The 17603-nt window shown below is 72.2% G+C and carries 9 protein-coding genes; 7 read left to right on the forward strand and 2 right to left on the reverse strand.

All coding sequences use genetic code 11. The annotated features are described in order from the left end of the window. From AC3CH1_RS12115 to AC3CH1_RS12125, 3 genes are all read left to right on the forward strand, one after another. Complete coding sequence (locus AC3CH1_RS12115) at positions 1–4248, forward strand: TIGR02680 family protein (protein ID WP_488462903.1); 4248 nt, start codon at positions 1–3, stop codon at positions 4246–4248. Then, entirely contained in the window at positions 4245–5516 is a 1272-nt protein-coding gene (locus AC3CH1_RS12120) for a TIGR02679 family protein (RefSeq protein WP_488462904.1), read from the forward strand. Before AC3CH1_RS12115 ends, AC3CH1_RS12120 begins: the two co-directional genes overlap by 4 nt. A gap of 275 nt (positions 5517–5791) precedes the next feature. Then, on the forward strand, positions 5792–7009 hold the full coding sequence (locus AC3CH1_RS12125; RefSeq protein ID WP_488462905.1) for a sensor histidine kinase: 1218 nt from the start codon (positions 5792–5794) through the stop codon (positions 7007–7009). A gap of 210 nt (positions 7010–7219) precedes the next feature. Here AC3CH1_RS12125 and AC3CH1_RS12130 read toward each other — a convergent pair whose 3' ends face one another. After that, positions 7220–9778: an FtsX-like permease family protein gene (locus AC3CH1_RS12130; RefSeq protein WP_488462906.1), complete on the reverse strand. Its 2559-nt coding sequence runs from the start codon at positions 9776–9778 to the stop codon at positions 7220–7222. A gap of 255 nt (positions 9779–10033) precedes the next feature. Between AC3CH1_RS12130 and lanKC the strand changes: the two genes are divergently transcribed. The 4 genes from lanKC to AC3CH1_RS12150 all read left to right on the forward strand — a co-directional run bounded on the left by lanKC (position 10034) and on the right by AC3CH1_RS12150 (position 16795). Further along, entirely contained in the window at positions 10034–12661 is a 2628-nt protein-coding gene (lanKC, locus tag AC3CH1_RS12135; RefSeq protein WP_488462907.1) for a class III lanthionine synthetase LanKC, read from the forward strand. Between the two features lie 90 nt (positions 12662–12751). Next, entirely contained in the window at positions 12752–12865 is a 114-nt protein-coding gene (locus tag AC3CH1_RS12140; protein WP_488462908.1) for a SapB/AmfS family lanthipeptide, read from the forward strand. A 334-nt stretch (positions 12866–13199) separates the two neighbouring features. Beyond that, positions 13200–14960: an ABC transporter ATP-binding protein gene (locus AC3CH1_RS12145; protein ID WP_488462909.1), complete on the forward strand. Its 1761-nt coding sequence runs from the start codon at positions 13200–13202 to the stop codon at positions 14958–14960. 62 nt (positions 14961–15022) lie between these two features. After that, positions 15023–16795 carry an ATP-binding cassette domain-containing protein gene (locus AC3CH1_RS12150; RefSeq protein ID WP_488462910.1) on the forward strand — a complete coding sequence of 591 codons (1773 nt, stop codon included), beginning with the start codon at positions 15023–15025 and terminating at the stop codon, positions 16793–16795. Here the strand turns inward: AC3CH1_RS12150 and AC3CH1_RS12155 are convergent. Next, positions 16764–17387 (reverse strand): response regulator transcription factor, encoded by a 624-nt coding sequence (locus tag AC3CH1_RS12155; protein ID WP_488462911.1) that lies wholly within the window; start codon positions 17385–17387, stop codon positions 16764–16766. The genes AC3CH1_RS12150 and AC3CH1_RS12155 overlap by 32 nt on opposite strands. Positions 17388–17603: the final 216 nt, after the last annotated feature.

The following is a 17603-nucleotide window of genomic DNA, read 5'->3' on the forward strand; positions in this document are numbered from 1 at the left end:
ATGACCGCCGATGCCCGTGGTCTCGTTCCGCTTCCGCGTTCAGGGCACGCGCCGACGGCGAGCACCCGCTTCCGGCTGCACCGGGCGGGCATCCAGAACGTCTGGCAGTACGACGAGCAGGAGTTCGCCTTCGGTGACGGTCGGCTGCTGCTGCGCGGCAAGAACGGGGCGGGCAAGTCCAAGGCCCTGGAGATGCTGCTCCCGTACCTCCTGGACGGCGACTCCCGGGCCCTCGATGCCACCGGCACCGGGCGGACGACGCTCGCCTGGCTGATGCTGGACGGTTTCGAGCAGACCAACCGCCTCGGCTATCTGTGGGTGGAGTTCCGTGGGACCGACGAGGCCGGCGACCAGCGGTTTCTGACACTCGGGGCCGCGATCCGTGCCTCGAAGTCGGCGCAGAAGGCGGTGCCGACCTTCTTCGTCACCCCGCTGCGCGTCGGCGAGGACCTGCCCCTGGTCGAGGCGGGCAGACCCCTTGCCGTCGACCGGCTCAAGGAGATCGTCGGCTCCGGCGACTGGACGGACCGAGCGGTCGAACACCGTGCCCGCGTGGCCCGGGACCTCTTCGGGATCACGGACGCGACGCGCTACCGCAACCTCACCCAGCTCCTCCACCGGCTGCGGCGGCCCACGGTCGGGGACCGCATCGAGCACGGCGGCCTGGCCGTCCTGCTGAGTGAGACCCTGCCCGGACTCGACGAGGACGTGGTCGAGAAGGTGGCCCGCAACCTCCACGATCTGGACACCGTGCGGGCCGAACTGGGGCGCACGGAACGTACCGACGCGGCCTTGCGCACCTTTCTCTCCGACTACCGCCGCTACCTCGCCGGAATCCTGCGCTCGGCGGCCCGGGACGTGAGCCGGGAACTGGACACTCTCTCCGAGCGCCGCCGGAACGCCGGGGACGCCGCCCAGCACACGAGCCTCCTGAAGGAGCGCGAGAAGGCATCGGAGGAGGGGCTGAGGGACCTCCGCGAGGAGGAGGAGACCGCCCGGACCGAACTCGCCGCTCTGCACGGCAGCCACGCCTACCGCAGCCTGCGCGAGCTGTCGGAGCGCCGCAGCACGGTGGAGGCCCTGCACACCACGGCCATGACCGCCTTCGCCGCGTTGCGCGGTGCGCACGAGGCGGAGGAGAGCGCGGCCGAGCGGCTGGACGAGGGCGTCGAGGAGTTGGGAGCCCGGCTCACCGAACTGGCCACGGAGCACCGGGAACTACTGGTGCAGGCGGAGCGGGCGGTACTTCCCGCCGCGCATCTCGGCGAGGCGGTCGCTCTGCCGCGCACGGCTCGTTCCGCGTCGACGGAGACGGATCTGGCCGGCCCGGACGGGGAACCGCGGACCGTACGGCACCGCCCGGTGGTGCGCGTGGACACGGCGGCGACGGAGGCCGGGCTGCGGTCCTGGCAGGGGCAGTTGGGAGCCGCCGAGACCGTCGTACGGAACCGACAGCGGATGGTGCAGGACGTGGCCCGGCTCTCCTCGCGGGCCGACGAGGCGCGTGGCGGCGCGGTGCGGGCCGACGAGGAACGGGAACGGCTGGAGGGCGAGGCGGAGGAGGCCGCCACCCGTCTCGAAGTCAGCCGGCAGAAGGTCGCCGAGGAGAGCCGGGGGTACGCCGACGCGGTCGCCCTGTGGGTGCGCGAGACGCGGACCGCGGCGGGACCCGCGTGCCCGCCGCTGGACGCCGTCCTCTCGGAGGTGGCTTGCGCGGCCGATTCCGACGCGGCGTTCTCCGTTCGCACCCTCCCGGCCGGCGTCGACACCCACGCGCGGCAGACGGCACACCTGGTCCTGGAGCCGTACGCCGACGCCCTCACCCGGCACCGCGACACCCTGGCGGTCGGCGTCGGCCGGCTCGGCGAGGAGACCGACCGCCTGGCACAGCGGAGGCTGGCCTGGGAACGTCGTACGGACCCCGAGCCTCCGGCCCCGTACCACCGCAGCGCGACGAGAGACCCGGTCGGCGGCACACCCTTCTACCGGTTGGTGGACTTCGCCGAGCACCTGACCCCCGCCGACCGGGCCGGTCTGGAGGCGGCCCTGGAGGCGAGCGGCCTTCTCGACGCGTGGGTCAGCGCGGGCGGCGCCCTTCTCGATCCGCTCTCCGGGGACGCCCTTCTCGATGCGGCTCCGGCCCACGGCCCGCTGCCGGTGGCGCAGACCCTCGCCTCGGCCCTGCGCCCGGTCGCACGGCCGGAGAGCGGCATCACGTCCGAGCAGGTGGAGCACCTGCTGTCAGCCATCGTGCTCGCACCGGTCGCGGGGACGACGGCCGCCAGTGCGGTGCACTTCGACGGCAGCTGGCGGCTGGGTGTCCTCCGAGGCCGGCACCGCAAGACCGCCGCCGAGTACGTGGGCGCGGCGGTGCGGGCCGAGACCCGGCGACGGGCCCTGGCCGAGCTGGCCGACCGGCTCGGGGAGACGGAACGACAGTTGGCCGCAGCCCGTACCGAACTCGCCGCGGCCGATTCCCGGCGCCGGGCCCTGACGCAAGCGGAGCGCGACTTCCCCCGGGCGCAGCGGCTCTCCGACTCCTGGAACACGCATGCCGCGCGGGAGCGGACGGCGCGAGCACTCTCCGCCGAGGCGGCCGAGGCGGCGCGCCGGGCGGAGGCGGCCCGTGCTCTGGCCGTTTCGACGCGCTCCGATGCCGACGCCACCGCGACCGCCCATGACCTGCCCACCGACACCGTCGCACTGGACCGCGTACGCACCGCGCTGGGTTCGCTGCTCACCGGCGTCGGCCACCTGCGCAGGGCGGTCGACGGTACGGTCGCCCGGCTCGGCGGAAGCCGGGCGGACGACCGGCGGTACGCGGGGGCCCGCGAGAAACGGACGGAGGCGGAAGAGGGCTATCGGCTTCGCCACCGGCAACTGCACACCGCGCAGCAGGATCTGCGGACCCGGGAGGCCGCCGTCGGATCTTCCGAGGAGAAGATCCTCGCGGACGAACAGGCGGCCAAGGACCGTATCGCGAACGCCGTGGGCGCCATCCCGGCGAGAGAGCGCGACCACAACGGACTGCGCGACGAACGTGTGCGGGCGGAGGAGAACGAGGGGCGCCTGCGTGAGGAACTGGCACACCAGGAAGCAGCCGTGATCGAGACCGGCCGCGCTCTGCGCGGTGCTCTCCACCGTCCGGAGGTCGTCATCGGAGCGGGGCTGGATCGCACGTCCCTCCCCGATCAGGTACCGGACGACCCGGGCTCCGACACACGCGACCGCCTGCGCGCGCTGCGGGCACTGGCGGAAGCGGTGGACCGGAGTCTCGGCCGTGACCGGGAAGTGGTGTCCGACAGCCTTCTCCTGAAACGGCACACGACGCTGCGCGATCAACTGGCGGGCGGCTACGACGCACAGCTCGACGAACACGACGGCATCAAGGTGTGCCGTCTGCTCGACGACCACGGTTCGCACGATGTCGCGGTCGTGGGCGAGCGGATCGCCGTGGAGGCCGCCGAGGCGCGAGGACGGCTCACCGAGCGCGAGAGCGAGGTGTTCCAGCGCTTCCTGACCGGCGAGCTCGGCGACCACCTCTCCGAGCAGGTCGTCACGGCGGCCAACCTGGTCGCGGCCCTCAACGACACGCTGAAGACCGTACGGACCTCGCACGGCCTCGGCGTGGAGCTCCTCTGGAAACTGAACGACGACGCCGACGCCGACGTGCGGGTGGCCGTCGACCTGTTGCGCAGCCCGTCGAGCCTGCGGACGCGCGAGCAGACCGAGCAGCTCCGCGACGTGACGCAACGCCGCATCGAGGACGCCCGACGCGCCGACCCGTCGGCCGGTTACACGGCCCACCTCCGCACCGCGCTGGACTACCGCTCCTGGTTCACCTTCCACACCTTCGTGGTCGAGGACGCCGCCCCCGGGCGCAGAAGGAAGCTGACCGGCCGCACCGGCCTGAGCCAGGGAGAGCAGCGGGTCCTCTCGTACCTCGTGCTCTTCGCCGCCGCTGCCGCCCACTTCACCAGCCTCGCCGACTCGGCCCCGCACGCACCCCGGCTGATTCTCCTGGACGACGCCTTCGCCAAGGTCGACGAACCCACGCACGGGCGCCTGGGCCGCATTCTGGTCGATCTGGACCTGGACTTCGTGCTCACGAGCGAGCGCCTGATGGGCAATTGGGCCGAGGTCCCCTCCCTGCACATCTACGAGTGCCTGCGCGACCCTCACGTACGCGGAGTGGCCACGTTGCACTACACGTGGAACGGTCGCCACCGGCGTCCGGCGTCGGTATGAGCGCCCTTCCGCCCGCCACCCGCGACTGGCTGGCGGGTCCCGCTCTCGGGCGGCTCTGGAGTGGCGCGCGTAAACGCCTGGAGAGCAACGGGATGCGGTCCACCGGCTCCCTCCGGCTGACAGCGATGAGCGCCCAGGAACGGAACGACCTGTCACTCCTGCTGGGCAAGCCCCTCACGGGCACGGCTGTGACCGTGAGGCTCGACGCCCTCGACGAACGGCTGCGGTCCTCGGCCGCCGGGCTCGGGCTCAGGGAGGTCCTGGAGGAACTCGGCCCTCCGCTCGTCGACCGACGTACGGCCCGCGAGGAGAACGCGGCAGAGCGGCAGCGTATCCGGGCCTCGCTCGCCTCATCCCTCGACGCGTCCCCGCTGGCCGGGCTGGAGTGGGTGGAACGGTGGTCGGATGTGCTGCGCCGCACCGGCGTCCCGAAAGGGGTCGCACCGGAAGCCGCCGTACGGACGTTCCAGCAGGCGGTCCAGGTGCTGGGCGTGCTGCTCGACCCCCACCGTACCGACGCGCAGGGCCGCGGCGAGCTGGCCGCTTCGGTCACGGGCTCGGCGCACGGGCTGGACGACGGCACCTGGCTCGCCCGCCTCGTCCAGCGCGGCATCGCCCTGGCCCACGACACGGACCTTCCCGGCGACGCGGCCGGCCGACGGGCACTGTGGCGGCTGGTCTCGGTCACCCCGGACGAGGTGTCCAGCACCGTGCTGACGTACGGCCTCCGGCCCCTCGGCGAGGACTGGCGGGCGAGGTCGCTGCGGGAGCGGGCCGAGCACCGTGCGGAGACCCACCTGACGGCCCGGGACCTGCTCGACGTGCGGCTTCGCCTGCCAGCCGGTACGACCGTGCACATCTGCGAGAACCCACGTGTGGTGGAGGCCGCAGCGGACGCGGGCTGTACGCACCCCCTGGTCTGCACCTCCGGCAGCGCCGCGACGGTGGTCCTCACCCTGCTGGACGTTCTCGCCTCCACCGACTGTCGCTTCGCCTACCACGGCGACTTCGACTGGCCGGGCATCGCTCTGGCGAACCGGATCATGCGCCGTTACGGAGCCCGGCCGTGGCGTATGGGCGCCGAGGATTACGAGCACCTGGCCACGCGCAGCCGGGCCGGGGGAATCCCCCGGCTGCCGCTGGTCGGTCACCCCGTCAGCGCGGTCTGGGACGCGGGGCTCGCCCCTGTGATGGCGGCGCTCGGGGTGGCGCTCCATGAGGAGGCGACGCTCGACCTGCTGGTGAGCGATCTACGGGGCGCCCCGTAGGGGAGGTGAAGTGGCCGGCCTGGGCCGGTCCCGCTCGCGCCGGCGGTGATCGGCGTGCTCGCCGTCCCCGGCGTACGACGCCACGCCGCGACGACCGTCCCGCTCCCTTCCGACATCGCCTCCGGCGCGGGCCGGAGTGTCTTCGCCATGCGGGCCGCCACGGCCCCACAGACGAGGAACGCCCCTCAGATATAAGCCTGTTCAACCTCTGCTGACCGTCAGGCCTCGTTGCGTATCCTCGCCAGTGTTGCGGCAGGGAACGCCGAGGGGGAAACGTGCTGGAGGACGGGAACAGTCCGCGGCTTGCGCGGGTCATCGTGTGCCTGGTCGCTGTCGGCTTCTGCATCGCGGCGGTGGCGGCGACGGCCGCCAACAGGGAGGGGCTCGGGCCGCTGGTGGCCTCCTCGGCCATTCTGGCGGCGACCTTGGGTCTTCATCTGCGACACTCCGCCCGCGTGACCGTCCGCCGCCGGAAACCGTGGTGGCCCTGGTCGCTCGTCGCCCATGGAATCGTGACCTATGCCCCGTACTTCTTCTTCCAGGACACCTGGGTCGGCATCCCGGGGTCCTTCGCCGCCGCGGTCCTTCTGACCACACCCCTGCCTCACGCATGGACTGGGTTCGGCGCGCTCGTGTGTCTCCAGGCTCCGCTGACTCTCGCGCTGGGAGAGACCGTGGGCCAGGGCCTCAACGCGGCGGTGTCCCACGCCGTTGGCGGCCTGGCCCTCTTCGGAGTGGCGCGTCTCGCGGACCTGGCCGAGGAGTTGCAGGCCGCCCGGTCCGAACTGGCACAGCGAGCCGTCGACCACGAACGGCTGCGATTCGCTCGTGATCTGCACGATCTGGGCGGCTACTCGCTCACGGCCGTCGCCCTCCAGTGCGAGGGGATCCAGCGCTTCGTCCGCAGCGATGCCGATCGTGCCGAGAAGGAGCTGATCCGGACGCAGGATCTCGCGCGGCAGGCACTCTCCGAGATGCGGGCCGTCTCCGCCGGGTACCGGGTGCTGTCCCTGGAGCGGGAGGCGCGGTCGGCGGCCGAACTGCTCGAATCCTTCGGTGTGGCCGTCGATGTGGACCTGGCCCGGAGCCCCATGTCCGGGGAGGCCTGGGAGATGCTGGCCATCGTGGTGAGGGAGTCCGTCACCAATGTGTTGCGGCACAGCAAGGCCCGGCACTGCGGTATTCGCCTCACCGTCGGCGACGGGCTGCACGACCGTGGCTGGGTGTGTCTGGAGGTCTCCAACGACGGGGCCCCCGTCGGCGAGGGGCCCGTCGCGCCCAGCAGCGCCCTGCCCGAGGGCCTTGGCGGAAGCGGCCTGCGCAACTTGCGTGAGCGGACAGCGGAGCAGGGAGGCCTGCTCACCGCCGGGGCGGACGGGAACGGTGAGTTCCGGCTCTCGGTCACGCTGCCTCGTACGAGCCAGGACGCGCGTCCCGACAGCGGCCTCGGCGCCCGGGCCATGAGGCCGGACGGGGTGTCCAGACAGGGGTGACCGAGGCATGGGGCCGCCGCAGCACGGCCTGCTGCGCCCCTCCCCTGCCAGAGGTCCCACCCGGTCGACCCTGCTGCGCCCCCCTGCCAGAGGTCCCACCCAGTCGACCCTGCTGCGCCCCCCTGCCAGAGGTTCCTCCCGGTCGACCCTGCTCGGGCAGGGTCCCTGCCCGAGGTTCCTCCCGGTCGAGGGCCTGCACAGGGCCCCCGGTCAGGAGACGGCCTTGGCCAGCCCGCCGGGTGCGGTCGTAACACGCCGCATGACCGCCCTCCCGACGCATACGGCTGTCGCGGCGGTCACCACGGGCGCTCCGGTCACCAGCGCCGCCAACGGCCATCCGGCCAGGGCCGGAACAGCCGAGCCGGTGAGCGAGAGGCTGAGAGGGACCAGCACCGCCGCACAGATCAGCGCGGCCGGCGCCAGCGCGACGACGCAGGTGAGCACGGCCTCCCAGGCGAGCATGCGCAGGACCTGGGCCGGCTGCGCGCCGGCCAGCCGCAGCAGGGCGAACTCCCGCCGACGGTTCGCCGTCGCCATGCCCAGGGTGTTGACGACGGCGATGGCGGTGAACACGTTGATCATCATCAGCAGCAGCAGGACGAACAGGTCGGCGGCCCCGGCGTCGCCGTCCGCGCTCGACGGGGTCTGTCCTGTTCCGTCGTCGACCCGGACCCCCGGGTACTGCGCCGCCAGGGCCGTCAGCCGCCGCTCGACGCCACCCCGGTCGGCGCCCGCCGCGGTGCGGACCAGGACGGTGTCCTCCAGGGGGGCTGCCGCGTGCCGTACCGCCGAGGCACGGGGGAGCAGTGCGTCGGCGAACCCACGGTCGTGGGAGTAGACGGCGGCGACGCGGAACGTGTCATGGGCGCCGTCGTCCCAGTCGACACGGACCCTGTCACCGACCCCGACACCCAGGTCCCGGGCCGCGCCGGCCCCGAGTGCCAGGGACTTCGCGTCGATCCGGTCGATCGAGCCCGTACGGACACCGAGGTCGAGCAGGCGCGGGACGGCATCGGTGCGCATCGCGACCAGCCGGCCGCCGATGACGGAGCGGGCGTCGCTCTCGTCGGCGTCCGCGCGCCGCAGCGCGCCGTCCACGGACAGCTGCCCCGAGGCGGCTGCCACTCCGGGAATCCGGGCGGCGCGCTCCGCGAACTCCGGTGCGATCGCCTGGCCCGTCGACGTCGCGACATGGTCGGCGAGGAGACGCTGCCGTTCCGCCTGCTCCACGCTCTGTGAAGTGATCAGCGGGACACAGAGCAGCGTTCCGGTGAGGGAGACCGCGAGCACCAGGGGCGACACGGTGGAGGTGAGCCGTGCGTTCTGCCCCCGCAGGTTCCGTACCGCCCAGCGGCCTTCCCTCGGCAGGAACGGACGTACGGGAACAAGCAGCGCCGCGCCCGCGCCCCGACAGATCGGGGGTGCCAGGAGCGTCACCCCGACCATCAGGACCAGGACCATGCTCTCGGCCGTGCCGCCGTCACCGTCCAGGCGTCCGGTGGCCACCGCGCCCAGCGCGCCGGCCGCCGCGGCGAGCACGCACACCCCGGCCAGCACACGCCGCCACCCGACCGCCGACACGGGAGCGGCCGACTCACGCAGCACCTCGACCGGGCGCACCCGGGACGCGCGCCGGGCTGCCGCGAGCGACGCGATCTGGGCGACGATCACGGTCAGGGCGAGGGTCAGCCAGGGGGCGACCGGCCCCACGGACAGGGCGAACGAAGGGGGCAGCACCTCTCCGTCCACCAAGAGCCGGTGCAGGAGCAGCGCGAGACCGATGCCGCCCGGTACGCCGACGAGTGCCGCCGCCACGGTCACCAGGAGCGCCTCGGCGGCGATCATCCGGCGGATCTGGCCCGTGGTGGCCGCGACGGCCCGCAGCAGACCGATCTCGGTCATCCGGCCGGCGACGGCGAGCGACAAGGTGCCGGCGACGACGAAGCCCGCCACGAACAGCGCGAGCGCCCCGAACGTCCCGACGAGGGAGGAGAGTACCGACCCAGGGTCCGGCACGTTCCAGAACTCCGCCTCCGCCCTGTCCGCCCCGGAGGCGACCACGACACCCGCGCCGCTGTCCCCGTAGAAGCGGTCGACCTGCTGTTCCACCTGGAGCCGGAGTGCTTCGGTATCCGTCGACGCGGTCGCGAGGACGCCGACGGCACGGACCGGCTCGGCGGAGTCCGCGAGCCGCTCCGCCGCACCGGGCGCGTGGAACACGGCGTACTGGCGGGCGAGACGGCCCGGTGGGTCGGCGATACCGGCGACGCGGTACACGTGTGGCCCGTCGGGGCCGGCCAGCCGCACGGAGTCCCCGATGCCGCTACGGAGGCGTTCGGCGAGGGCGCCGTCCAGCACGACTTCTTCGTCCCCGGCGGGGGCCCGTCCCTGCCGGAGGGCGAAGGAGCCAAGGACCGCGCTGTCCCACGAGTGCCCCAGGGAGGGGCCGCCCCACGGCGCCTCGACCAGCTCACCGGATCCGTCCACCGCCGTGGTGGGGAACGACAGCTCGGGCACGGCCCGCTCGACGCCCGGCAGCCCTTCCAGCGCCGCACCGAGCTGCTCGGCCCGGGGTACGAAGGGCTGCCCGGACACGACCACGTCCGTCGCCGAATACCGCTCGGTGGGAGAGCTTCCGCGCGTACTCGACTCAAGGAGAACGGCACATGCCGTCGTCATGACCAGCGCGAGGACAAGAGCAACGAAACTCGCCACCCAGCTTGCCCTGCGGCCCGAAAGGGTCCGCCATGCGAGTCGGAACACAGACACCTCTCGAGGCAAAAATGGATTCTCCCGATCCGGGTAGCGGTAGCCTACCGAAGCCCGTGAGCATATTCATCAACCCCCCTTGTGGACCATGGGATTTGGCTGATTCCATCACTCCGGACCATGCGTTCTTCACGGTTTGAATTGTGTGTTGTGTACTGGCGGAGCCATTTCACCCATGACAGATTTCAAGTCGTTCGAGTAAATCGAATGCAGGTGACTTCGCATGCAGGTGCCAGAGATACGGGGGATGCGGAAATGCGGTACGAGGCGTATTGCATGGTGGACCGGACGTTCTTCGACTCGCCCTCGACGGCGCAGGACGACGGACACGCCTTCACCGCCGCGGGCCGCGAACTCCCCCACGGGTGGCGGAGGGCCGGTCAGGACGACTGGCTCGTCTGCACGCCGGAGGGCGCACGCCGGCCGGCCCAGGGCTGGAAGGTTCACGCCTCCGGGCACAGGGACAACGCCGAGAAGATCCTCGACGCCGTCTGGAACCACTGCGTCCCCCGTGGCATTCCCTTCAAGTTCCTGCGCGGCCGGCACATCCTGCAGCTGCGGAACATGAAGTACGCGACCCGGGGAGCCAGCGGCAAGCTGGTCACGATCTACCCGGCGGACGAGGCGGAGCTCCGTGAGGTGCTCGACGGGATCGACACCGTGGTCGGTGGCGAGCCGGGCCCGTACATCCTGAGCGATCTGCGCTGGAACCAGGGCCCCTTGTACGTGCGTTACGGCGGATTCGTCGAGCGCCACGTCGTCTCCGGGAAAGGCGTCCTGGAGCCCGCCATCGAGCGGCCCGACGGCACGCTCGTACCCGATCGCCGCCTTCCCGGATTCCACGTCCCGGACTGGGTGACCCTGCCGGAGTTCCTGGAGCCGCACGCCGAGGCCCGGCGCGCCACCTCTCTGGCCGACCTGCCGTACACCGTCCGCCGCCCGGTGCACTTCTCCAACGGGGGCGGTGTTTACCTGGCCGAGGACACCCGCACCGGCAGAGAGGTCATCCTCAAGGAGGCGCGCCCGTACGCGGGGCTGACCGCCGACGGGAGGGACGCGGTCAGCCGGCTCCAGCAGGAGCGGGACGTCCTGGAGCAACTGGCCGGCCTCGACGCCGTTCCGGCGGTGCTGGGCTATTTCACGGTGGACGGCCACCACTTCCTCGCCCAGGAGCTCATCGAGGGACGCCCGTTGAGCAAGTTCTTCGGCCTGAAGTATCCGGAGACCGGACCACGGGCCGATCCGGCGGAGCTCGCCGCGTACACGCAATGGGCGATGGCCGTCTGCCGGGCCGTGGAACGCGCGGTCGTCTCGGTGCACGAGCGCGGCATCGTCTTCGGCGACCTGCATCCGTACAACATCATCGTGGGCGACGACGGCAGGGTGGGGCTGATCGACTTCGAGGTCGCGGCTCCGGCCGAGGCGGGAGCGACCCGGATGCTGGGGCACCCCGCGTACGCCGCGCCCCGGGACCGTGAGGGGTTCGCGGCGGACACCTACGCCCTGGGCTGTATCGAACTCGCGGTGTTCCTGCCGCTGACCGCGCTGCTCCGGCACGACCTGCGCAAGGCCGCGGAACTGGCCGACGAGATCGCCGCACGGTTCCCGGTGCCGAGGGAGTTCCTGGACTCCGCTGTCCGCAAGATCCTCGGCGCGAGCTCCGCCGCGGACGCCGACGAGGGCGTCCACGGCGGCGTCACGGGCCGGCTCTCCCGGTCGCCCCGCCCCCGAGCCGACCGGGAGAGCTGGCCCTCCGTACGCGACTCACTGACGGCGGGAATTCTGGCCAGTGCCACTGTGGACCGCGACGACCGTCTGTTCCCCGGTGACATCGCGCAGTTCACCACCGGGGCGCTCAACATGGCCCACGGCGCGGCGGGCGTCCTGTACGCGCTCGACGTCACCGGAGCCGACCACCGGCCCGAGCACGGGAGATGGCTTCTCGAACGAGCGCTGCGCAGGGAACAGCGGGCCAGGATCGGCTTCTACGACGGACTTCACGGGGTGGCCTTCGCCCTGGACCACCTGGGACACCGCGACGACGCCCGGCGCGTTCTGGACCGGTGTACGGCCGAGAAGTGGCAACGCCTCGGCACGGACCTCTTCAGTGGCCTGGCCGGGGTCGGACTCAACCTCCTCCACTTCGCGGCGGTTACGGGCGACACCACTCTCCGGGACGCCGCCCTCGACGTGGCCGGCACCGTGGCGGAACGCATCGGCTCGGAGACGGACGTTCCCGAAACGAGCGGCGGGCCCCACCCGAGAGCGGGCCTCATGCACGGTTCGTCGGGCCCGGCCCTGCTCTTCGTCCGCTGCTACGAAGCCACCGGTGAGGAGAGGTTCCTCGACCTCGCGGCGACGGCGCTCCGCCAGGACCTCCGCCGTTGCGTGGTACGCGACGACGGCGCGCTCCACGTCAACGAGGGCTGGCGCTCGCTGCCGTACCTCGCCGGGGGGAGCGCGGGCGTGGCCATGGCGGTGCACGAGTACCTCGCCCATCGGGACGACGAGCGCTTCCGGACGGCGGCGTCCGGCGCGCTGATCTCGTCGGCCTCCCAGTTCTACGTCCAGTCGGGCCTCTTCAACGGCCGCGCGGGCATCCTCGCCCATCTCGCCGCCGTGTCACCGGGGCCCACGCCCGCCGCCGATCCGCTCGTAGCCGCACAGATCGACGCGCTGAACTGGCACGCGCTGGAGTACCAGGGTCATCTCGCTTTCCCCGGAGAGCAGTTGCTGAGGCTCTCGATGGACCTGGCGACCGGATCCGCCGGTGTGCTCCTCGCGCTCGGGTCGGCACTTCACACGAACCCGGTCCACCTGCCGTTCCTCCGCCCGCGCCAGACGGGCGGCGTCGGCTCCGACGCCGCCGACCGGGCCGTCTGAACCCCCGCACCACCCGGACCTGCCCGCCGATGACGGAGGGCGCCCGCCACGCGGGCACGCGCATCCGCGCCGAAAGGAGGTGATTCGAAGGTGTCTCTGCTCGACCTGCAGGAGATGGAGCTCCCCACCGATTCCGTGGAGGAGGAGTTGCTCGGGAGCGGCCGGAGCCAGCACTGCTCCGAGGCCAGCTGGGTCTTCTGCTGAACCGGCACATCGGGCCGGCTCGTCGGCCCACCTCGAATCCGATGAACATCGACGAAAGGAAGCATCATGTCCGTGCTCGACCTCCAGGAAATGGAACTGCCCGTCGAGTCTCCCGAGGCGGAACTGCTCGGGAGCGGCCAGAGCCAGCACTGCTCCGACGCCAGCTGGGTCTTCTGCTAAACCCAGCCGTCCCGGGCCCGTGCACAGCGGGCTGAGAACGTCATGCACGGCTTGTGGGCCGTGAGCGGTTCCGGTCGGCGGGTGTCGCAATCACCCGCCGGCCGGGCCGTGTTCCGTCCAGCGACACCTCGGTCCTCCTCCAGGGAGCAGAGCATTGACCGCGAGTCATCCGACGCCCACCGTATCCCGGGGACCGGACCGCGCGGCAGACCGCGTTCTGCTGCGGACCGCCCGGGAAGGCGGCGTCTGGACTGTCGTCCTGCTCGTCACGGCCGTCGTCTCCACTGCCGCGCAGATCCTGTTCCCGGCCCTCCTGGGCAAGGCCCTGGACTCCGCACTCTCCGACAACGGCACGGGCGGCTGGGTGGCCGCCTGCACCGTGACCATCGCCTCCATGGTCCTGGCCGACGCCCTTTTCGAAAGGGCCGCCGGAATCGCCGCCGCACGTGGCACGGCCCGGCTGCGGCAGTCGCTGCTCGGGCCTCTGCTCACCTGGACCGGCCCCGGACGGCCTCGCACCACCACGGGTGACATGGTGAACCGCCTGGTGGGGGCGGCGGGGGAGGCGGGCGGCGTCGCCGCCGTGCTCGTGCGTGCGGCGCTGTCGGTCGTGCCCGCCGTCGGCAGTGTCGTCGCCCTCTGGCTCATCGATCCCTGGCTCGCCGGCGCCTTCCTGCTCGGCTTTCCGGCCGTCATCTGGCTCCTGCGTACGTTCACCCGTCGCATCTCCGACGTGTCCACCCGGTACCTGGAGACGCAGGGGCGCCTCGCGACCGCTCTTCTGGAAGCCCTCGCGGGACGCCGCACCATCGCCGCCGCCGGCACGGCGCAGGCGGAGGTGGACAGAGTCCTGCGCGTACTGCCCGAACTCGGCCGACTGGGCCGTGGGACGTGGCAGGCCCAGACCCAGGTGGCCGGACGGTCCGCCGTGATCACCCCGCTCCTGGAGATCGGGGTCCTGTCCGTGGCGGGCTTCGCCCTTTCCGGCGGGCGCATCACCGTGGGCGAGATGCTGGCCGCCGCACAGTACGTGGCCATCGGGAGCGGCCTGGGCATGACGACGATGCTCCTGGGCAGGTTGGCGCGGGCCCGGGCAGGGGCGGAGCGGATCCGGGGGGTCCTGGAACAGCCCGCCATGGAGTACGGCGACCTGCGACTGCGACCGGGGCCGGGCCACTTGGAACTGCGGGATGTCCAGGTGACCGCCGGAGGCCGACGTGTCCTGGACGGGGTCGACCTGACGGTCCCGGGAGGCTCGTGCATGGCACTGGTCGGCAGATCGGGCTCCGGGAAGACACTGCTCGCCGCGGTCGCCGGCCGTCTGGCCGACCCGGAGGCCGGAACGGTCGTTCTCGACGGCGTACCGCTGGACCGGCTCACCCATCACGACCTGCGGGCTGCCGTCGGCCATGCCTTCGAGCGGCCGGTCCTCTTCGGGGAGACGCTGGGCGACGCGATCGCGCGGGGAACCGGCCGGACGGCACACGGCGTGCCGGCCGCCCGGACGATGCTCGCGGCACGCGCCGCCGACGTGGACGGTTTCGTCCGTCGGCTGCCGGACGCCTATGCGACCCCTCTCGCGGAGGTCGCCCTCTCGGGAGGCGAGACGCAGCGCATCGGTCTTGCCCGGGCGTTCGCGCACTCCGGACGGCTGCTCGTCCTCGACGACGCCACATCCAGCCTGGACACGGTCACCGAGCACCGCGTCGGCACAGTGATCGCCGAAGCCCTGCGGGACCGGACCCGGATCGTCGTCGCTCACCGCGTGGCGACCGCGGCCCGCGCGGACACCGTCGCATGGCTCGACGGCGGCCGGGTGCGCCGGATCGGGCCGCATCGCGAACTCTGGCGCACGGAACCGGACTACCGGCTGGTCTTCCGCGGCGCCACCGCGGCCGGGGAAGTGCCCCGTTGAGAAGGGAGCCCCGGGAGGAAGCGGGGAACCGAACCCGGAGTGGGGCGCTGATCCCCCTCCTCGTGGCCCCCCTCACGGCCCGCCCCGGCCTCCTGGTCAGCCTGGTGCTGTGGTCCTTGGTCGAGGCTGCTCCCGCCCTGCTCGCCGGTCATCTCGTGGCCCGCGCGGTCGATCACGGCTTCGCCGCCGAAGCCCCGCTGACCGGCCTTGCCTGGCTCGCCGTGATGGGGGTCGGCATCTTCGTCGGCGCGTGGGGAACCCGGCAGGCGTACCCGCTCCTCGCCGACGTGGTCGAACCCTTCCGGGACGACCTGGTGCGCCAGGTCACCGAAAGCTCCCTGGACCAGGCGGTGTCGGGCCGGCCCGTCGACGCGTCGGGCGTCTCCCGGCTCACCCTCCAGGTCGAGATGGTGCGCGAGGCGTACGCGGGCGTGCTCATGGTCGTCCGCGGGTTTCTCCTGACCGTGGGCGGAGCCCTCTTCGGCCTGGTGTTCCTCGCCCCGCCCGCCCTGCTCTTCGTCGTACCGCCGTTCCTGGCCGGGCTCGGTCTCTTCCTGGTGCTGCTGCGCCGCATGTGCTCGGCCCAGCGGGATGTCATCGTCGCGGACGAACACATCGCGGAGGCGGCGGGCGCCGCGCACTCGGCCGGCCGGGACATCGTGGCCTGCGGCGCCGAGGACGGGGTACGGGCGGAACTGTCGGACCGCGTCCGCGCCCAGGAGTCCGCCGCCCGGCGCCTCGCCGCCCTGATGCCGGTACGGGTGCTGTGCCTGGCCGTCGCGGGCTGGCTCCCGCTGATCCTGCTCCTGGCGGCGGCGCCCGGCCTCCGCGCGGACGGCCTGACCACCGGCGCCATACTGGGCGCGGCGACCTACGTGACCGGCGGGCTGCAACCCGCGGTCCGCTCGCTCATCCAGGGCCTGGGCGGCAGCGGCCTGCGCCTGGCGGTGGCCCTGCGCCGGATCCACGAGGCGTCGCCACGGCCGGCCGCACCCGCCGGGCCGGTGCTCCGCGCAACCGCCGACGGGCGGCGGCTGCCGCATGCGGCCTCCCCCGATCCCCCCACCCGCGACATCGCTTACGGCATCGCGTACGCCATCGAGCTCACCGCCGTCACCTTCGGCTACGGCCCGCACGCGGATCCCGTCTTCCGTGACCTCGACCTCCTACTGGAGGAAGGAGGACACCTCGTGGTGGTCGGCCCGAGCGGAATCGGCAAGTCCACCCTGGCCGGCCTGATCAGCGGGGTCCTGGAACCCGGCAGTGGCAGGGTCGGGCTCGGTGGCGCGCCCCCCGCCTCCCTCGACCCTGCCGACCTGTCCGCGCGGCGCGTCCTCGTACCGCAGGAGGCGTACGTGTTCTCGGGCACGCTCATGGAGAACCTGCGCTACCTGCGCCCCGACGCCACCGAGCAGGAAGTGATCGCCGCCGCCGAGGTGGTGGGAGCAGGACCGCTGGTCGCCGGTCTCGGCGGAATCGGCGCCGACATCGATCCCGTCGCCCTCTCGGCGGGTGAGCGACAGCAGATCGCGCTCACCCGCGCCTATCTCGCGCCGGCCCCCCTGGTTCTGTTGGACGAGGCGACCTGTCACCTCGATCCCGCTTCCGAGGCGCGTGCGGAAGAGGCGTTCGCGCGGCGCCCCGGGTCACTCGTCGTGATCGCCCACCGCATCAGCTCCGCACTTCGCGCGCAGCGGATACTCATCATGGACGGCAGCCGGGTGGCCATCGGCACACATGACGAACTTCTGGAACAGTCGCCGCTCTACCGCGACTTGGTGGGCCACTGGGCCGATGACACGGTCAGAGCCACCCTGCCTCGGTCGCGATCCTGACCGCGTCGACCCGGCTGCGCGCCTGCGTCTTGGCCACGACGGACGCCAGATGATTACGCACCGTCCCGACCGAGATGTAGAGCTGTGCGGCCACGTCCCGGGTCGACTCCCCCCGCGCCGTCAGCCGCAGCACCGCCACCTCACGCGGCGTCAGCGGGTTGTCCATCACCGAGGCGGCCGCGATCGCCAGCTCGGGGTCCAGCACGCGACGCCCCTGCGCCACCTGCCGGATGTCCTCGGCGAGCCGCGAGGTCGGCGCGTCCTTGCGGATGATTCCGAAGACCTTCGCCGCCAGCGCACGGCGCAGGTGTTCCGGCCGCGCCACGCTGGTCAGCAGGAGGGTCCGGCAGGACGGTAAGTCGCGCCGGAGATTCTGCGCGGCGGTGATCCCGTCCGTACCGGGCAGATCGATGTCGAGAACCGCAACATCCGGCAGCGTGCGCAGTGCCGCGGGAACGATGAGGTCGCCGTTGTCGACCGCTTCCACGATGTCGATGTCGGGTTCCTGGGACAACAACGCGGTCAGCGCCTGGCGGATCAGAGGAACGTCCTCGGCCAGAAGCACGCTTATCCGCGTGCCTGCTCGGGTCACGCCTTCTTCGACTCTTCCTTCCAGCACGTTTACGCCCCCCACTCCAGCACTTCACATCTGGTGGACACCCAGTATCTCCGAGCGGGGCCCGTACGACGCCTGATCGGGCCCGCGGGATGAACCGTCGACGAGAGCCGACGCACCAGTTGCCCCGTACGGATGAAATCGCCGGCGCGCGAGGGACCGGACAAGGCCCTCCCGGGCCGCGCATCACCG

This window comes from Streptomyces sp. MGP-P1 (genome assembly GCF_057766565.1).

Excerpts from the sequence above, each read along its gene's own strand:
- AC3CH1_RS12115 (WP_488462903.1), top strand. The coding sequence starts at position 1 with ATGACCGCCGATGCCCGTGGTCTCGTTCCGCTTCCGCGTTCAGGGCAC.
- lanKC (WP_488462907.1), top strand. The coding sequence starts at position 10,034 with ATGCGGTACGAGGCGTATTGCATGGTGGACCGGACGTTCTTCGACTCG.
- AC3CH1_RS12120 (WP_488462904.1), top strand. The coding sequence starts at position 4,245 with ATGAGCGCCCTTCCGCCCGCCACCCGCGACTGGCTGGCGGGTCCCGCT.